The sequence below is a fragment of the Anoxybacillus sp. EFIL genome, assembly GCF_013096955.1.
Taxonomy (GTDB): Bacteria; Bacillota; Bacilli; order Bacillales; family Anoxybacillaceae; genus Anoxybacillus; species Anoxybacillus ayderensis.
Map to the genome: position 1 here is coordinate 416328 of NZ_SDLH01000001.1, position 16695 is coordinate 433022.

Genomic DNA, 16695 nt, shown 5'->3' on the forward strand with positions numbered 1-16695 from the left:
AATTTGGTTCATCACCAAAAGATGTACTTGCACCTGTCATGAAAGTATGTTAGCTGTTTCCAGCCGAACCCGCAGTGCAAAACGCTGGATATTTCGGTATCCGTATCCCCGACGTTTCATCAGCTTGATCTTGTTATTCGTTCCCTCCATCTTCCCATTCGAATAATGGGATAAAATGCACGATATCATTTCGTCTGTTCGTTTGACGAGTGATTTTGCGATGGCACGAACAACGGAACAAGGACAAAACAAATACCGATGAATCCAAGCCTTCAAGCGTCGTTTCGCCTGTTGCTCATCTTTGCTTTTGAACACATAGCGAACATGTTGGAGCGATTGGTAAACAGACTTTAAGTAATCGCTTTCATTACACCATTCTCGTATGATTTGACGTTCTTCCTCCGTCAATTTCTCTGGGCATTGGCTCAATAAACGGCAAACGTAACGAACATTTCCGTGTTTCTTGCCTCCTTTGCCCAAATATTTGTGACAACGTTCTAACGCATCGGTAAACAGCTGAATGACATGGAAATAGTCGACGACATGTGTCGCCTCTGGGCAAACCCGTTGAATCGCTTTTTTCATCGCTGGAGCCAAGTCACTCACGACATACTGAACGGAACGAGACACATGAGCCAATGCACGCCCAATGGCTTCCTCGTTCTTTCCTGCTTCCATGGCATACACTTCTCCCGTTTCGGCATCCATGATCGCCACTCCATAGTCGTGCCCTTTTCGAAACGCAAACTCATCGACACAAACCGCCTTTGGTTGGATATCATTCGATAGGAAGGAAGGGGCATGGGTATAAAACCATCGTTCAACGGTCGTGTAAGGAAGCTTGAGCATACGAGCCACCGCCTGAATGGATGTTCCGATGCAAGATTGCGCGACCCATCGCTGAAACGCATCCGTCGCCACACTTCGAGGAGAGATGGCTGGATACGACGTGCTGAACGTCACGCCACACGTGCTACAACGTCTGCGCTCGACAGGAAGTTCGATCCAAAAAATTCCGATTCGCTGAGCATAGCCATGCATCCATTGCTTCTTTTTGTCTGTCATTTTGATCGTGCGCTTCAAGCAGACAGGACATAACGGGCATTGTTCGGGTAGAGAAAGTTCGAAAATCCAACGTTCCCCTTCTTTCCGCACCTTTTGAATCAAAACATCTGGTAAATCGATGAGTTCTTTGATAAACTGAGAGTACATGCGAATTTCCCTCCATGGTTTGGTTTGGTCACCTTTACCATACAGGAAAATTCGCATTTTTTGTACCCTCTATGCACACCTACCTTAAATGATCAAGTACAACTTGTGGTGAAGAGCCTATTCTTTAACTTTTAGCAATCGCATGCTGTTTAATGTTACGATTAATGTTGCTCCCATATCGGCAAATATCGCTAACCATAGCGTTAACCAACCAGGCACAATTAACAGTAATGACAATGCCTTAATCCCTAAAGAGAAAGTAATGTTTTGCTTAATAATCGCTAAAGCTTTGCGGCTCAATTTAATCGTATATGGCAATTTGCTTAAATCATCAGACATTAAGACAATATCGGCTGTTTCTAGGGCTGTATCGGTTCCAGCACCACCCATTGCCACACCAACAGTTGAAGCTGCAAGAGCTGGTGCATCGTTCACACCATCTCCAACCATCGCCACGCTTTGATGCTTGTCACGAAGCTCTTTGATGAAATTCAGTTTATCTTCTGGAAGTAAATCGGCTTTAATATCGGAAACGCCGACTTGTTTTCCGATGGCTTCGGCTGTTCTTTGGTTATCCCCTGTCAACATTACCGTTTTTTCAATACCGACTTGATGAAGTTTTCGAATAACCTCTTTGGATGATTCTCTTATTTCGTCTGCCACGGCAATTAACGCCAGAATTTCTTTTTCCGTCCCTAATACCATGACCGTTTTCCCTTGTGTTTGAAGGGTTGTAATTTGTTCTTTTATTTCTGATTGGATGCCATTTGGAAGAAGTTCTTCAAAAAGACCTGGACTTCCGACATAATACATTGCGTTATTTACTTTGGCTTTGACCCCTTTACCTGTAATGGATTGGAATTCTTCAACCGATACATCATTAAAATTCAATCCATCTTCTTCTGCTTTTCTTATAATGGCGGAAGCAAGTGGATGTTGTGAGCCTTTTTCAATGGCTGCTGTAATGGTCATTAGTTCATTTTCATCGCCATTATAAGTGACCACATCGGTGACGGAAGGAACACCTTTTGTTAATGTTCCTGTTTTATCAAAAGCGATGACTTTTAGAGATCCTGCTTCCTCTAAATAAATACCACCTTTAATTAACACACCGTTTTTCGCTGCATTTCCAATGGCAGTTACAATCGAAACAGGCGTGGAAATAACCAACGCACACGGACAACCAACCACTAATACAGCTAGACCTCGATAAATCCATTCGCTCCAATCAGCACCCATAAATAATGGAGGAATAACGGCTAGTAAAAGAGCAAAAATGATAATGGCTGGTGTATAGTATTTGGCAAAACGATCTACAAACGCTTGAGAAGGTGCTCGTTCTGCCTGAGCTTCTTCCACTAAATGGATGATTTTCGAAAGAGTTGTATCTTCCACTCGTTTTGTCACTTTTACTTCCAATAACCCTTCTTCATTCAATGTTCCTGCAAAGACTTCATCACCGACTGTTTTGGTTACTGGAACACTTTCTCCCGTAATGGCAGCCTGATTTAATGTAGATGTACCCTTGATGACGATTCCATCCATCGCTAATTTCTGACCAGGCTTTACGATCATAATATCTCCGACTTGAATATCGTCAACAGGGACCATCATTTCTTCATTTCCGCGACGAATTAATGCTTCTTTTGGAGCAATATCCATCAACGATTCAATGGATTGACGAGCTTTATCCATGGAATAACGCTCTAAGGCTTCACTAATGGCGAATAGAATAACAACCGTTGCACCTTCTCCCCATTCACCAATCGCTGCAGCTCCTAAAATCGCCACTGTCATCAGCGTATTCATATCAAAATTCAATCGAACTAGGTTTTTGAAACCTTTTATAAATAACGAATATCCACCGATTAAAATTGCTGCAGCATATCCAATTGCCGCAAAGATATGCTCTTCTCCGTATTGCTTCCCTAAAAACCAACTAATCACAAGCAAAACGACGGAAATATACACTTTAATGTTCTCTTTTTGCTTCCAAAAAGGTTCACGCTTGACTGATTTTTCTTTATCTTCCCGAACCTTTAAGTTTTCAAAAGCTCCTGCTTTTTCTAATTCTTCGATGGTTGTTGTACCCCAAACGGTAATTTTAGACGCTCCAAAGTTTACTTTAGCATCTTGAACACCTGGCAATGATTTTACATTATTTTCAAACTTTGCCGCACAGTTTGCACAAGTAAATCCTTGAACACGGTAGGTTTTCGCTTCTGATTTAGATAATTTTGCTTGTTGTTCAGACACGGACTTTCACCTCTTTATCATGTTTATCATGTACTAACGCAATCATGATTAACTGCTTAATATGGTCATCATCCAGCGAATAAAATGCTAGCTTTCCTTCTTTTCGATACTTTACAATCCCTTGTTTATAAAGGGTGCGTAAATGATGGGAAGTGGTTGCAACAGAAGCCCCGATGATATTGGCAATATCACATACACATAACTCTTTGTCTTGGCAAAGTGAATAGGCAATTTTTGCCCTATTTTCATCTGCCAGTGCTTTAAACAACTGGACAACACTAGATATATCTTCTTTTTGCAATTCACCATGTATTCGATTGACTTTTTCTTCGTCATAACAATAAATTTCACATGTATCTTTCTTACTCATTCATTATCCCCCTTTCATATTCAAATTTCCGTTTGAATATATTATACCTCATTTCTTTTATTATTCAAACATTTATTTGAATGAAAAACAAAAAAAGAATGGAATTTAAAAAAATCAACCCAATATTTACCGTGCGATTCATTTAATTAACTACATCAAAAAATTCTATTGTAACTATTCACTCCGATAGTAGTATGTAAAGAAGCGCAACACAAATAGGGCATCCCCGTAATAGAAAATGCCCTAAGTGGTAGAAAGAACACGATCGAGCGTTTCGCCTGCCAACAGAAGACATAACGAATCCCACACGTTTTTTTCGTGTTTCGTCAGTGTGGAAACGATGCTTCTCAACAGTGCCTGGCACCGTTCGCTAGGGGTTGTGATGATTCCGACTGGGCTCGAACCAGCGACCTCCACTAAGTGGCTCGACGACTTTTAAGAGGAACCACTTCACATTCTATTTTATTTTTATTAGAATTTACTCGTGGTGTTAGTTGAGTACTAACGCTCAACTAGCACCATGGGTTATATAAAAATAAAAAGTCATCTGATGACGACTGATTAATCAAAAATATATCTCATTTTTTATCGATCAAACTAACCATGTACAGTTTCTAAAAAATCTAACAATATCTCATAATCTCTTTCATCCATTTTCCCGATACATTTCTGTAACGCTTCTTTTGGTAATTCAATTAACACTAAACATAAACACCATGAAGGCTCTGTCAAACCTGCTTTACGCCAATTTAAAATAGGAAATTTAAATTGATCATATGGTTTTGGAGGATCTTCTGGACCTTGAGTTGTTGTAGCAACTAAAATTAAATCATCGTTTTCTTTTCCAACAATTATCGCAGGTCTGAGTTTAGACTGTTCAGGATCGTCATCAAAAGATTTTTCAATCCAGTAAACCTCTCCAAAATCAAAATGAGCCATAAATTAATTAATTCTCCCCATCATTAAAAATATATCTGTGTAAAGGATTTTTTCTGTCTAACAATAGTTTTCCGTCTTTGACTTTAGGCTTAATTACATTTTTCTTAGACTTTAATGACAATCCTCTGTATGAATTTTTCTTTAAAGCAGCTTCCATTTCCTTTTCCTCCTCCCGCCACATACAATCGCCTCCTTGAGAGGCTATTATATGCTTATTTTAAGGAGATTATACCATAAAAAATATTTATTTCATACAATATTAACCCCTCCATCCCCACATATAATCTTTTCAATCATCACATCATCCAAATTTAAAAAGCACCCATTACGCATACGAAATGCGGCTGAAATGGCTTCTTGATCAACTCTCAAACATTCTTTGATAATTCTTGATGAGTATTTTGTCTTGTCACCCCTTTCCCATAAACGAACAACTCAACGATTGACCTTTTGCTTTCCCAAGGATAAAATGAGAGACAATCAAACGATTAAAGGAGTATGTATTGTATGCCTAGCTTTCAATACGGCAAAACAACGATAGATTATGCAATAGAGTATAAGCCAGAAAAGCGGGATGTGACAATATCGGTTGAGTGGTTCGAGGGAGTGAAGGTAGTCGCTCCTGAGGGGATCGAGGATTCACAATTACATTCCATTCTTTATAAAAAAGCCGGATGGATTATTGATAAATGGCAGGCGTTGAATCAAATTTCTGATTGCCCTGCTCCGAAAGAGTTTGTAAGCGGAGAGAAATTTGCTTATTTAGGGCGCAATTATCGATTAAAAGTATATAAAAGCGAGGAAGTTACAAAGCCGGTTCTTATGTTTAAACAAGGGAAATTTATTGCCACGGTGCCACCGCATTTAACAGAAGAAGAAAGAATCTCATTTTTTCAACAAGCGTTCAAAGATTGGTATATTCTGTACGGAGAAATGAAACTACAAGAACGTTTAAAAATTTATTGCCCTAAAATGGGAGTAACCCCTACTAAAATTAAATTAAAAGAACAAAAAATGCGCTGGGGAACATGTACAAACGAAGGAGCCATATATTTAAACTGGAGAATTATGATGGCACCCGTGCCGATTATCGATTATTTGTTAGTACATGAATTAGCACATATTAAATATCCGAATCACTCCAATGATTTTTGGCATTTTGTTAAATCTGTGATGTCGGACTATGAACAAAGAAAAGAATGGTTGCGTGTAAATGGCCCAACGTTAACTTTATAAATGACGAAAGCCTCCCTAGATTGGTAGGAGGCTTTCATACGTTTATCGTTTATAATGAACCATCGCTAACGACATAATTTGTTGTGTGATGTTTTCTATCTGATCTTTAGGGATAACACTTGCCCGCAACTGCTTCTTAATTTTCTTCCGCATTTCTCGTTTTACATCTTCTTTGTTTACCCAATCAATGACTTTACTTTCCTCGGCAATCATGTCTGTTACGAGATGTGTCAGCGCATCGATCGCATCTTGATGTTGTTCATCTGGAAGAAGCTGTTGGAACAATTGATAGAATGGATATTGTTCCCGTGTAAAGCCGAGGTTTTGTGCTTGTTGGTTGACATTACGCATATCATTGACCATGCTGCGTAGCTTTTCTACCAATTCAGCGATATCCATCATTTTTTTCCGTCTTGCTTCGATTAATTGTTCAAGTTTTTCCCTTAACGACGTGTAGTATACAGGGTTTTCTTCCAGCTTCACTTTAATCTCATGACGAATCGCATGTTCCATTTCCGCCGCCTGTGCTTCTTTTGAAGGGGCTTTTTCCAACCGCTCATCAAACTTACTGGACAAAATATCAATTGGTTCATGGATGACTTCGACAGACTCAGCATATAAATGCTCTGCAATTAATTGTTTGACCTTCTCGCCACACTCGGAAATATCCATTTGTTCATCACGATATAACGTTTTTGCCATTTGCCGAACTTTTCCTAAAAACGTTAAGTCTTCTACATATGGAGAAGCTTCAGGATTCGGTAAAATCATATCCATTCGTTTGGAAAACTCTTTAAACGCTTTTTCAAACTCATGACGCACATCTTCAGGCTCTAATACTTGAACGCACGCATCGGCATCGCTTCGGTTAATATAGTCAAAAAAGCTCATCGCTTTTCGATGGGCTTGTTTTAACTTTGGCAACTCGCTTTCAATCGGCAACAACGCTCCTTGAATATCTTGTTTAGAGAAAATCGCGAGCGCCTTCTCTAAAAATTTGGATACCCCAAAGTAGTCAACAATAAGCCCATACGTTTTGCCCTCATACGTACGATTTGTACGGGCAATGGCCTGAAGTAGGTTATGCTCTTTTAACGGTTTATCTAAGTACATCACTTGTTCGATTGGTGCGTCAAAACCTGTTAGAAGCTTATCACAAACAATTAAAATCGCTAGTTTATCTTCTTCAAACGGCTTTTTGAATCGCTCAATTAATTGTTTTTCTTCCTCACGGGATAGAGAGTAGTCTTTTAATAATTCATTGTTTTTATCTTCGGGACTTGTTGAAATAATTAATGCTGTTTCATATTTTCCATTAATGAGTTCATCTAGCTTTCGTTTATAAATCGCCGCCGCTTCACGGTTCACCGCCACCACTTGCGCTTTAAAACCGTTTGGCAGGATATAATTTTCAAAGTGTTCTACAATATCTAAAGCAATCTGCTTAATGCGGCTCGGAGCGGCTAAGATGGCTTCTTCATCTGCATATTTCTTTTTAATACGCTCACGGTCTTCTTCGCTATAGTCGCTAAATTTACGATCAAATAAGCGATCAAGTGAATCGCCTTGCAAATGAAGGTTAACCATTCGAGCTTCATAGAAAATTGGAACAGTAGCTCCATCATCGACCGCCTGTTCAATCGTATATTTATCAATATACGAGCCAAACGTTCGTGTTGTACTTTTATCTTCTTTATCGATCGGTGTTCCTGTAAATCCAAGGTAACATGCATTCGGTAAGCCTTTCCGCATGTTCATCGCTAATCCTTTATATTGCGTACGGTGCGACTCGTCGACTAATACGAAAATATTTTCCGACCGTGAAAGCTCTGGATACTCGTCTTGATCTTTATCTGGCTGGAATTTTTGTACAAGCGTCATAATCGTAGAACCAGGACCTTGTTGTAATAGCCTTTTAAGGTCTTTAACGCTTTCCGCTTGTTGCGGATTCGGGAAGCCGCACTTACGGAACGTTTTTGTAATTTGATCATCCAAGTCTTTTCGGTCGGTCACAACGACAATCGTCGGGTTTTGCAATTGTTTCACTCGGCGAAGTTTGACGGCTAAATATAACATTGTTAACGATTTACCTGAACCTTGTGTATGCCAAATCACCCCGCCGCGATCTTTTGGTGTTTTTGCATGTAAAATGCGCTGAATCGCTTTATTGACAGCACGGAATTGTTGATAACGGGCAATTTTTTTTATTACTCGTCCGCCGTCGACCTCAAAAACGATGAAGTTTTGAATTAAATCAAGCAAGTTTTCTTTCGCTAACATCCCCGCCACTAAAATATCTTGTTTCATTGGCGAGTCGCCAAGTTCAGGAACGGTTCTTGGGTATGGGTCTTTCCATTCACCGTAATGTTGCACTTTCGCCCCAATCGTCCCTGCTTTCGCCCGATAATTGCTTGTCGCAATCATAAATTGGTTATAGTAAAACAGTTGTTCATGCGTCTCTTGATAGCGGCGCAGTTGATTGACCGCTTTTGAAATTTGCGCATCTTCTTGTAGCGTCGGGCTTTTACATTCGACGACGACCAAAGGCAATCCGTTTACAAAAATGACAACATCCGGACGAATCGAACCCCTTGCATCTTGAATGCGGAATTGGTCAACGACAAGAAATTCATTGTTATAAGGGTTATCAAAATCAATGAGTTTCACCGTTTGATTTTTTTTCCCTTTTCCTACATCTTGTTGGATGGAAATGTAATTCACAAGCATGTCATGAAATTTTTCATTTGCTTGCATAAGCCCCGTTGCTTCGATATGAGTCAAGTTGTAAATGATGCGGGCAAGGTTGTTCTCATCGATCCACGGATTTAACCGTTGAATCGCTTTCTTTAACCGTTCTTTTAAAATCACTTCACTTAATGAATCACGTTCAGACTCAAGAGCTGAGCCTGTGACATGCTCATAGCCCAACTCTTGAAGCTGCTCGATCAAACGTTTTTCTACAAGATTTAACTCATTCCATTCACTTGCGGCGGTCACTGTGACATCACCTCATTATCAACTTTGACACGAACTTTGCCTGTTAATAGGACTTGCATAAGGGCTTTTTTGATTGTTTGAAGCTGATTCTTCCGTTTTTTTTCGTGGTCAATCTTCTTATCATAATTGTATAAAATTTCACCTATTTTCTTTTGTTCATCTATAGGTGGTAAAGCAATCATTAACTCTTGTTCAAATACTTCTTTTGGAACACGTTGGCGACCTGTTGTTCCCGTCATTCTACTAATAGCGTAATTTCTTACTCTATCGGACTTAACAAAGTAATATAAGAATTTTGGATCAAGAATTTGCTTTAAAGGAGATAATACAATAAATTCTGTTGAACCAAGTCCTACTTCAGACTCTAATTTTGGAACCAAAGCAGTTTTACCATTTTCCGTACAAGGAGTAATTCTCGCAAATAACACATCATTTTCTTTAAATCTCGAACCGCCACCTTGTCCAGCTTCTCTTTTACCAAAATAAGATATATGAGGGGAGTTTTCATTAACTGCACCCATTTCTACGTAGGAACAAATAGTCCCCTTTTCAATTCGATAGGTAGGATTGACTACACATACTTCAGCTAATTGCTTTACTTCCCACTCTTCAGGAATCTCCCCAATCTCTGTCTTTTTGAACTTCGTATGTCCGATTCCTTTCGTAAACAACTGTTGCATTAGTCCCTTTTTCACTTTCTCCGTTTGCTCGATGATCGCTTCCGTTTTCTCGATCGCTTCATCGACGGATGAGAGAATGGCTGCGATTTTGCGTTGTTCGAACAAAGGTGGTAACTTGATTGAGAGATTGTCTACAATCGTTTTATTAATGGAAGGAACCGCCCCTGATTGAACAAATTTTCCAAAGTCAATAGTATACATGAAATAGTATAGATACTTTGGTAGAATACTTTTTTTTGCTTTTAGTCCCATTATATTGTTATCAAAAAGAGAAGGTTTAGATAAAATTCTTCTCTTATTAGTAAGAAGTGCTGCCCCTACTTTTGGAAAAATAACAGTGTCCTTTGGATGAATTTTTGCTTTTAATTCTGTAACAGCTTCATCATCAACCGTATTTTCTGCTTCTATCATAAATACAGAGTTTTTAGGATTATTCATGTCGCTTACCTTATAAAAATCATATTTCCCGTTCTTTTTTCCTTGAAACTCGTTTGGAAAAGATGAGCCATTAGCATATTCAACAACTTCACCTAATAAGCAATTTTTCCATTCACCCACCATACCCCAACTCCCTTAAATACCCATACATCACCTTTTCAATTTCATCCCGTTCTTGTTCAAGTTGACGGAGTTGACGAAGTGCTTCTGCGACATCAATTTCCTCTTCTTCTTCGATTGTATCAATATAGCGGGCAATGTTTAAGTTGTAGTCGTTTTCTTTTATTTCTTCAAGTGTCACGACACGACTGTATTTCTCCACATCTTTCCATGCATCGTATGTGCTGACGATTTTTTCAATGTCTTCATCACGAAGAACGTTTTGATTTTTTCCTTCTTGATAATCGTGTGATGCGTCAATGAAAAGAACCTTTCCTTTTTTATGCTCTTCTTTGTTTTTGTTGATGATAAGAATACAAGCTGGAATGCCTGTTCCGTAGAAAAGGTTTGCTGGTAAACCGATAATCGCTTCGATTAAATCTTCTTCTAAAATGCCTTGACGGATTTTCCCTTCTGCTCCGCCGCGGAAAAGAACGCCATGCGGCATAACGACTCCCGCTTTTCCTTCATCATTGAGCGTGGCGATCATATGCTGAATAAACGCATAGTCTCCTGCGTTTTTTGGCGGTAAACCAAAGCGGAAACGGTGAAAGGCGTCTGCTTCTGCCTCCTCACGTCCCCAGTTTTTTAAGCTGAACGGAGGATTCGCAATGACACGATCGTATAAGAGAAGCTCGCCGTTTTCGTCTAACAATTTTGGTTCACGAATCGTATCGCCCTTTTTAATTTCATGGTCGCTTAAACCATGAAGCAACAAGTTCATTTTACAAATTGCCCACGTATTTAAGTTTTTCTCTTGTCCGTGCAATGTAATGTTGCGCGGGTTGCCACCTTTTTCTTTTATGTAGTCGACCGCTTGAATGAGCATTCCTCCAGACCCTGCGGTTGGGTCACATACACGCATGCCTTCTTCAGGTTTAATCAGTTTGACGATTAGTTTAACGACTTGGCTTGGCGTATAGAACTCGCCACCTTTTTTTCCTGCATCGTCAGCAAACTGCTTAATTAGGTACTCATAAGCACGACCAAGGATGTCGGGTTCTGATAAATTTTCGTTACGTAAATCAATTTGCGAGAAGTGCTGCACTAATTGAAGAATCGTTTTATCTGATAACTTCTCTTTATCGTTAAAATCAATGTTCGCTAATACCCCTTGGAGCGAAGGGTTTTCATCTTCAAGTAATTCAAACGCTTTGTTAATGACTGCTCCAACGTCTTGGGATTGGGATTGAATATAGCTCCAACGTGCTTTTTCAGGAACGAAAAACTGATGTTCATCACGGTCATACCAACCGTAATCTTCCCCTTCTTCCCTTTCAATCCGTTCAGCCGTTTCCACAAACACGTCGTTTAATCGTTTCAAAAATAACATGCCAAAAATATAGTTCTTATAGTCCGAAGAATCAATACTACCACGCAATATGTTTGCTGATTCCCATAAATGAGATTCAAGCTCCTGCAACGTTAACTTGCTCATCGTGCTGCCTCCGTCTTTTCTTGTTCTTTCATCTCTTACAACTTTAATCATAACAAAAATTTCAATTGTAAACTACTGTCATTTAACAAGCGAGCAAATATAGTATTTACTCATTGTAAAAACAAAAAACTGCCGTCGCCAAAAAGGCCGACGACAGTCCCTCCTACTCCAACAACCGCTCCACTTCTTCTTCCGAAAGGTCCGTGACGTTCGCAATATCTTTTACGCTCATCCCTTTTTTCGCCATCGTTTGTACAAGGCGCTTCATTCCTTGTTTTATTCCTTGCTTCATTCCTTCTTCTCTTCCTTTTTCTAACGCCTTTTGTTCATACGAAATAATCAATTCCATCACTTTGTCCTTTTCTTTCGTCTCCATTTCATTCACCTCGCTTCGTAGTCTTCGTTCTTCTTCATCAGATAATTTTACATATGTTTCAAAAAAGCCAAACAGTAATCGTTGTTTCGCTTCGTCTAATTCCAATCGGACAAGCATGCGTAAAAATTGTTTTTTCAGTTCTACCCGTTCACTTTCAGTATATCCCATTTTGCTTAGCAGTGCAGCAGCGATTGGATTGTCTTGACGAATGTAATTCCGCCAGTTTTGTTTTCGCAATTCGACAGTGAAAAAACGAAAATCAAGCACGCGGCCAAAAGGAAATTGGAGGGTAAATGTCGATGGTTCGTCGCGGATCGTATCGTAGCTAAATACAGCAATAGGTACAATGTTTTTACGGTATTTTTCAAACAAACGGCTAAAATAAATAAACATTCGTTCAGGAAACGATGGTTGCACATAGCTTTGATTTTCGATATGCACAATCACTAACCCGTCTTCCCCTTTTAACTTCGTTTCGACAAGCAAATCAACGCGGTACTTCTCCCCTGCCGTCACATCGGTAAACAGCTCCTCGGATAAAAACGACAAATGTTGAAAGTCGATATGCTCATGCATCGCAGGAAAAAAGAGAACAATAAATTCCTCAAAAAACGTTTGGATCAACTCTTTAAACAGACGATCGTGGTCAATGGACATACATTCACCTCGCATACAATCGTTTCGCTGTTTTTATTCGACAACATCGACTATTTTCCTGCATACGAAAACATTTGTGGCAGTCGAGAGGAGAGGTTAAATACAACGAAAAACCCCGAGCTCTCTAAAAGAACTCGGGGTTGTGATGATTCCGACTGGGCTCGAACCAGCGACCTCCACCCTGTCAAGGTGGCGCTCTCCCAGCTGAGCTACGGAATCGTATGTTGTCCTATCGAACACATTTTTTATTATACTCACCACCTCTCACATTGTCAAATACTTTTTTAAAAAATTTTTTAGCCATTGCCTAGGCAATGGCTAATGGCGGATAAAGTCGATGTGAGTACCTTGGAAAAAACCGTCTTTATATTCGTATGTGACGATTAAGCTGCCGATGTATTCGCCTTTTTTTCGTTCGAGGAGTAAAACGGCTTTCAGCTTTTGTTTATCGAGCGCGTATTTTAAAAAGCGGTCGAATGTCGTCTTTACCCCTTTTTGTCCTTCGCGTGCGTACGGAATGAAAGCGTGAACGTGATCAATGATTAGCTCTGTTCCTTCGTCCGTCTCTTTCATTTTCATGCTTTTTAAAACGACGGCGCGCGGATCTTCGACGATCATTTCTTCTATGCCGTTTTCGTGATGGGCAAATACGTGCACTTCATTTTTATACGTGCCGTTGCCGCGTGCTTTCACGAGAAAAACGACGACATCTTCCTTTCCATCGTCCGTCACATCAACAGAATACAATTGCGGAGTCGCTTTCGGGTCATTGATATGTTCCCATTCTGGAAAAGCATACGTCGCTTTTCCGACGTGAAGCGTAAAATGACGCACCCAATCTCCGTCTTCTTTGCCGCATAGTTGCACGTTTGCTTCCTCTAATTTTTTCGTACAAGCATGTCCATTGAACGAAAGCGCTGTCATAACCGATAATAACAATGATAAAAACATACGCGTCCTCCATACTTTTTTCACTTAGTATGAAAGAAAAAAAGAAAAAATATGTATTGCCTTCCTTAAATAAGACATGGTATGATAATTAGAAAAACAAAAAAGGGGGCATGCACGATGAGACGTGTCACATTAACTGACATCTTCCTTCACCCCATTACTCAAAAATATTTGAAACGTTCAGGCGTCGCCCACGCTATCGCTACCGCATACCATGCGTATCGCCTTGCCCTGCAATATGGAGTCAATGTTGATTTAGCGACAAAAGCGGCACTGCTTCATGATATTGGGCATTATGAATGGTACTCAAACGGAACGTGGGACTATGAAACATATAAACAAAACGACATTCATGCGATTAAAGGGGCGGAGCGAGCGCACAAATTGCTTATTCGACTCGGTGAACATCCTCAACATGCTAAAGAAATCGCCCTCGCCATTTTGCTTCATACCGATTCGTATCTTCCAGAAGGAGAGCTAAAACGAAAACCGCTTCAGACGATCGTTAAACTTGCCGATGAAGCAGATGAAGAACCAGGTGGCAAACATCACTATCGCCAAATCGATGACGAACTCGCTTTGAAAAAAATTCAACAACTCGATCGCATGGTCGAGCAACAACTACAACGCGATGCCCTCGATCAAATTAGCTAAGGCTAGGCGATATGCCTAGCCTATACATACGATAACGCCTGTTCAAAATCAGCGATTAAATCATCGATCGCTTCGAGTCCGACGCTTATGCGCAACAAGCCGTCCGTAATGCCGCGACGAAGGCGTTCTGATTTCGGCATCGCCGCATGCGACATTTTTGCCGGATAAGATAAAATCGACTCTACCGCTCCTAAACTAACCGCAAATACCGGAATGTGCGCATATTTGACAAACGTCCGCACCGCTTGTTCATTTTCCAATTCAAACGACAACACCGCGCCAAACCCACGCGCTTGATCGCGATGAATGACGTGTCCTTCGTGATGCGAAAGCCCCGGATAATACACGTGCGCTACTTTCGGATGACGATGTAAAAACTGCGCGAGCTGCATCGCTGAACGAGAAGCGTAATCGAGCCGAACGTGAAGCGTTTTTAGCCCGCGCAGCACAAGCCACGCATCTTGCACGCCGAGCACCGCACCGAACGCATATTGCAACTTCCGAAGCTCTTTCGCTAGTCGTTCATCTTTCACAACCGCAAGTCCAGCGACGACATCGCTATGGCCGGCTAAAAATTTCGTCGCGCTATGAAGCACGACATCGACGCCGAGATCGAGCGGACGTTGCAACAAAGGTGTTGCGAACGTATTGTCTAGAAACGTCAAACAACCGTGCGCTTTCGCAAGCTTCACAACTCCGCGAATGTCCGTAATTTTCAGCAGCGGATTTGACGGCGTTTCCATATAAATCACTTTCGTATTCGGGCGAATATGACGCGCTACCGCATCTAAATCGGTCATATCGACAAACGTATATTCAATGCCAAATCGGCTCAATACATCCGTGATAATGCGATACGTTCCGCCATATACGTCATCTGTAATCAACACATGATCGCCTTTTGACAACAACAAAAACGCCGTTGAAATGGCCGCCATGCCCGATGCGAACGCAAAACCGCTCACTCCTCCTTCCAGCTCCGCGATCGTTTCTTCAAGCGCCTCGCGCGTCGGATTGCCTGTGCGGCTATAATCATATTTTCCAAACGTATCAAAATCAAACTGATGAAACGTCGACGCATGATGAATCGGGACGCTGACTGCCCCTGTTTGTGCATCCACTCGCCATTTATTGTGAAGCAATTGCGTTTGCCACTCCATTTGTTACACCTCTTTCATGCGTTGAAACGCTTGTGTTAAATCGGCAATTAAATCGTCATGATGTTCAATGCCGACAGAAAAACGTAACAGTCGATTACATACGCCATTGGCGATGCGAACATCCTCTGGAATATCCATATGCGTTTGCGTCGCTGGATACGTAATAAAACTTTCGACACCGCCTAAACTTTCCGCAAACGTAATGAGCGTTAAACTGCGCAAAAACGGATTGACCCACTTTTCATCGCGCACGCGAAACGACAACATGCCTCCTCTCCCCGGATATAACACATCGGTGACGTCTTCGTGTCCACGTAAAAATTCATAAATCGCTTTCGCGTTTTGTTCGTGCTGGCGCATGCGAAGAGCAAGCGTCTTCATGCCGCGAATTAACAGCCATGAGTCAAACGGAGACAACACCGCTCCGATCGCGTTATGATACATCGCCAATTGCTCGCACAGCGCTTTTCCTTTGGCGACAATGAGCCCGGCAAGCACATCGTTATGTCCGCCTAAATATTTCGTCGCGCTATGAATAACGATGTCGGCTCCTTTCGTCAATGGCTTTTGTAACACAGGGGTGTAAAACGTATTATCGACAATAAGAAGCAGCTCATATTGTTTCGCAAACGCCGCAACCGCTTCGATGTCCGCTTCTTGCATAAGCGGATTTGTCGGCGTTTCTAAAAAAATCGCTTTCGTTTTGTCCGTCACATGTGCTTTTACTGCATCCAAGTCGCGAAAATCGACGTATGTAAACGACAGCCCGTATTTTCTCCACCCTTTTTCAAACAGCCGATACGTTCCGCCATATAAATCGGCCGAAACGAGAAAATGATCCCCGCTTTCAAAAAGCGCAAACACCGTTTGAATTGCCGCCATGCCCGAACTACATGCGAAGCCTTGATCCCCTTCCTCTAACTGCGCAATCGCCTCCTCGACGATATGTCTCGTCGGGTTTCCCGTCCGAATGTAATCGTACCCTGTCGACTGTCCGATCCCTTCATGCCGATACGCTGTTGAAAAATATACCGGTGGATTCACCGTTCCTGTCGTCGTCTCGCTTCGATTACCGATTTGCGCTAATACCGTTTCCACATGACTCATTCGCTCTCTCCCTTTCTCAAAAAATAAAAGCCTTCTAAGAAGAAGGCTTTCTGTCCATAGACAAA

Annotated in this window: 14 protein-coding genes and 1 tRNA gene; 2 read left to right on the forward strand and 13 right to left on the reverse strand. The window is 41.1% G+C overall.

Annotated features, from left to right (window positions below; translation table 11 throughout):
* Nucleotides 1-36 precede the first annotated feature (36 nt).
* The 5 genes from ES017_RS02095 to ES017_RS02115 all read right to left on the reverse strand — a co-directional run bounded on the left by ES017_RS02095 (nt 37) and on the right by ES017_RS02115 (nt 4958).
* The gene (locus ES017_RS02095; protein ID WP_171334679.1) at nt 37-1212 is read right to left on the reverse strand and encodes an ISL3 family transposase; all 1176 of its coding nucleotides are present in this window, start codon (nt 1210-1212) and stop codon (nt 37-39) included.
* A gap of 117 nt (nt 1213-1329) precedes the next feature.
* Nucleotides 1330-3468 carry a heavy metal translocating P-type ATPase gene (locus tag ES017_RS02100; RefSeq protein ID WP_171334680.1) on the reverse strand — a complete coding sequence of 713 codons (2139 nt, stop codon included), beginning with the start codon at nt 3466-3468 and terminating at the stop codon, nt 1330-1332.
* Entirely contained in the window at nt 3461-3838 is a 378-nt protein-coding gene (locus ES017_RS02105) for an ArsR/SmtB family transcription factor (RefSeq protein ID WP_171334681.1), read from the reverse strand. Before ES017_RS02105 ends, ES017_RS02100 begins: the two co-directional genes overlap by 8 nt.
* A 597-nt stretch (nt 3839-4435) precedes the next feature.
* A complete protein-coding gene (locus tag ES017_RS02110) occupies nt 4436-4777 on the reverse strand; it encodes a type II toxin-antitoxin system PemK/MazF family toxin (protein WP_042535821.1) in 342 nt (113 codons plus the stop codon).
* A gap of 7 nt (nt 4778-4784) precedes the next feature.
* Nucleotides 4785-4958: a hypothetical protein gene (locus tag ES017_RS02115; protein WP_167333732.1), complete on the reverse strand. Its 174-nt coding sequence runs from the start codon at nt 4956-4958 to the stop codon at nt 4785-4787.
* 326 nt (nt 4959-5284) lie between these two features.
* Between ES017_RS02115 and ES017_RS02120 the strand changes: the two genes are divergently transcribed.
* The gene (locus tag ES017_RS02120; RefSeq protein ID WP_171334682.1) at nt 5285-6013 is read left to right on the forward strand and encodes a M48 family metallopeptidase; all 729 of its coding nucleotides are present in this window, start codon (nt 5285-5287) and stop codon (nt 6011-6013) included.
* Between the two features lie 42 nt (nt 6014-6055).
* On the opposite strand, the gene ES017_RS02125 is transcribed toward ES017_RS02120, so the two are convergent.
* The 6 genes from ES017_RS02125 to ES017_RS02150 all read right to left on the reverse strand — a co-directional run bounded on the left by ES017_RS02125 (nt 6056) and on the right by ES017_RS02150 (nt 13709).
* Complete coding sequence (locus ES017_RS02125) at nt 6056-9010, reverse strand: type I restriction endonuclease subunit R (RefSeq protein ID WP_171334683.1); 2955 nt, start codon at nt 9008-9010, stop codon at nt 6056-6058.
* The gene (locus ES017_RS02130) at nt 9007-10251 is read right to left on the reverse strand and encodes a restriction endonuclease subunit S (protein ID WP_171334684.1); all 1245 of its coding nucleotides are present in this window, start codon (nt 10249-10251) and stop codon (nt 9007-9009) included. Before ES017_RS02130 ends, ES017_RS02125 begins: the two co-directional genes overlap by 4 nt.
* Nucleotides 10241-11725, reverse strand: a complete 1485-nt coding sequence (locus tag ES017_RS02135) for a type I restriction-modification system subunit M (protein WP_171334685.1) — start codon at nt 11723-11725, stop codon at nt 10241-10243. The genes ES017_RS02130 and ES017_RS02135 overlap by 11 nt, the downstream gene beginning before the upstream one ends.
* Before the next feature lie 163 nt (nt 11726-11888).
* A complete protein-coding gene (locus tag ES017_RS02140) occupies nt 11889-12758 on the reverse strand; it encodes an Rpn family recombination-promoting nuclease/putative transposase (protein ID WP_171334686.1) in 870 nt (289 codons plus the stop codon).
* A 146-nt stretch (nt 12759-12904) separates the two neighbouring features.
* Nucleotides 12905-12977, reverse strand: a tRNA-Val gene (locus tag ES017_RS02145).
* A 99-nt stretch (nt 12978-13076) separates the two neighbouring features.
* Complete coding sequence (locus ES017_RS02150; RefSeq protein WP_171334687.1) at nt 13077-13709, reverse strand: hypothetical protein; 633 nt, start codon at nt 13707-13709, stop codon at nt 13077-13079.
* A gap of 117 nt (nt 13710-13826) precedes the next feature.
* On the opposite strand from ES017_RS02150, the gene ES017_RS02155 reads away from it, so the two are divergent.
* The gene (locus ES017_RS02155; protein ID WP_009362746.1) at nt 13827-14363 is read left to right on the forward strand and encodes an HD domain-containing protein; all 537 of its coding nucleotides are present in this window, start codon (nt 13827-13829) and stop codon (nt 14361-14363) included.
* Between the two features lie 20 nt (nt 14364-14383).
* On the opposite strand, the gene metC is transcribed toward ES017_RS02155, so the two are convergent.
* Both metC and ES017_RS15735 read right to left on the reverse strand, forming a co-directional pair.
* Complete coding sequence (gene metC, locus ES017_RS15730; protein WP_042895400.1) at nt 14384-15523, reverse strand: cystathionine beta-lyase; 1140 nt, start codon at nt 15521-15523, stop codon at nt 14384-14386.
* Nucleotides 15524-15526: 3 nt separating this feature from the next.
* Entirely contained in the window at nt 15527-16630 is a 1104-nt protein-coding gene (locus ES017_RS15735; protein WP_216367383.1) for a methionine biosynthesis PLP-dependent protein, read from the reverse strand.
* Nucleotides 16631-16695: the final 65 nt, after the last annotated feature.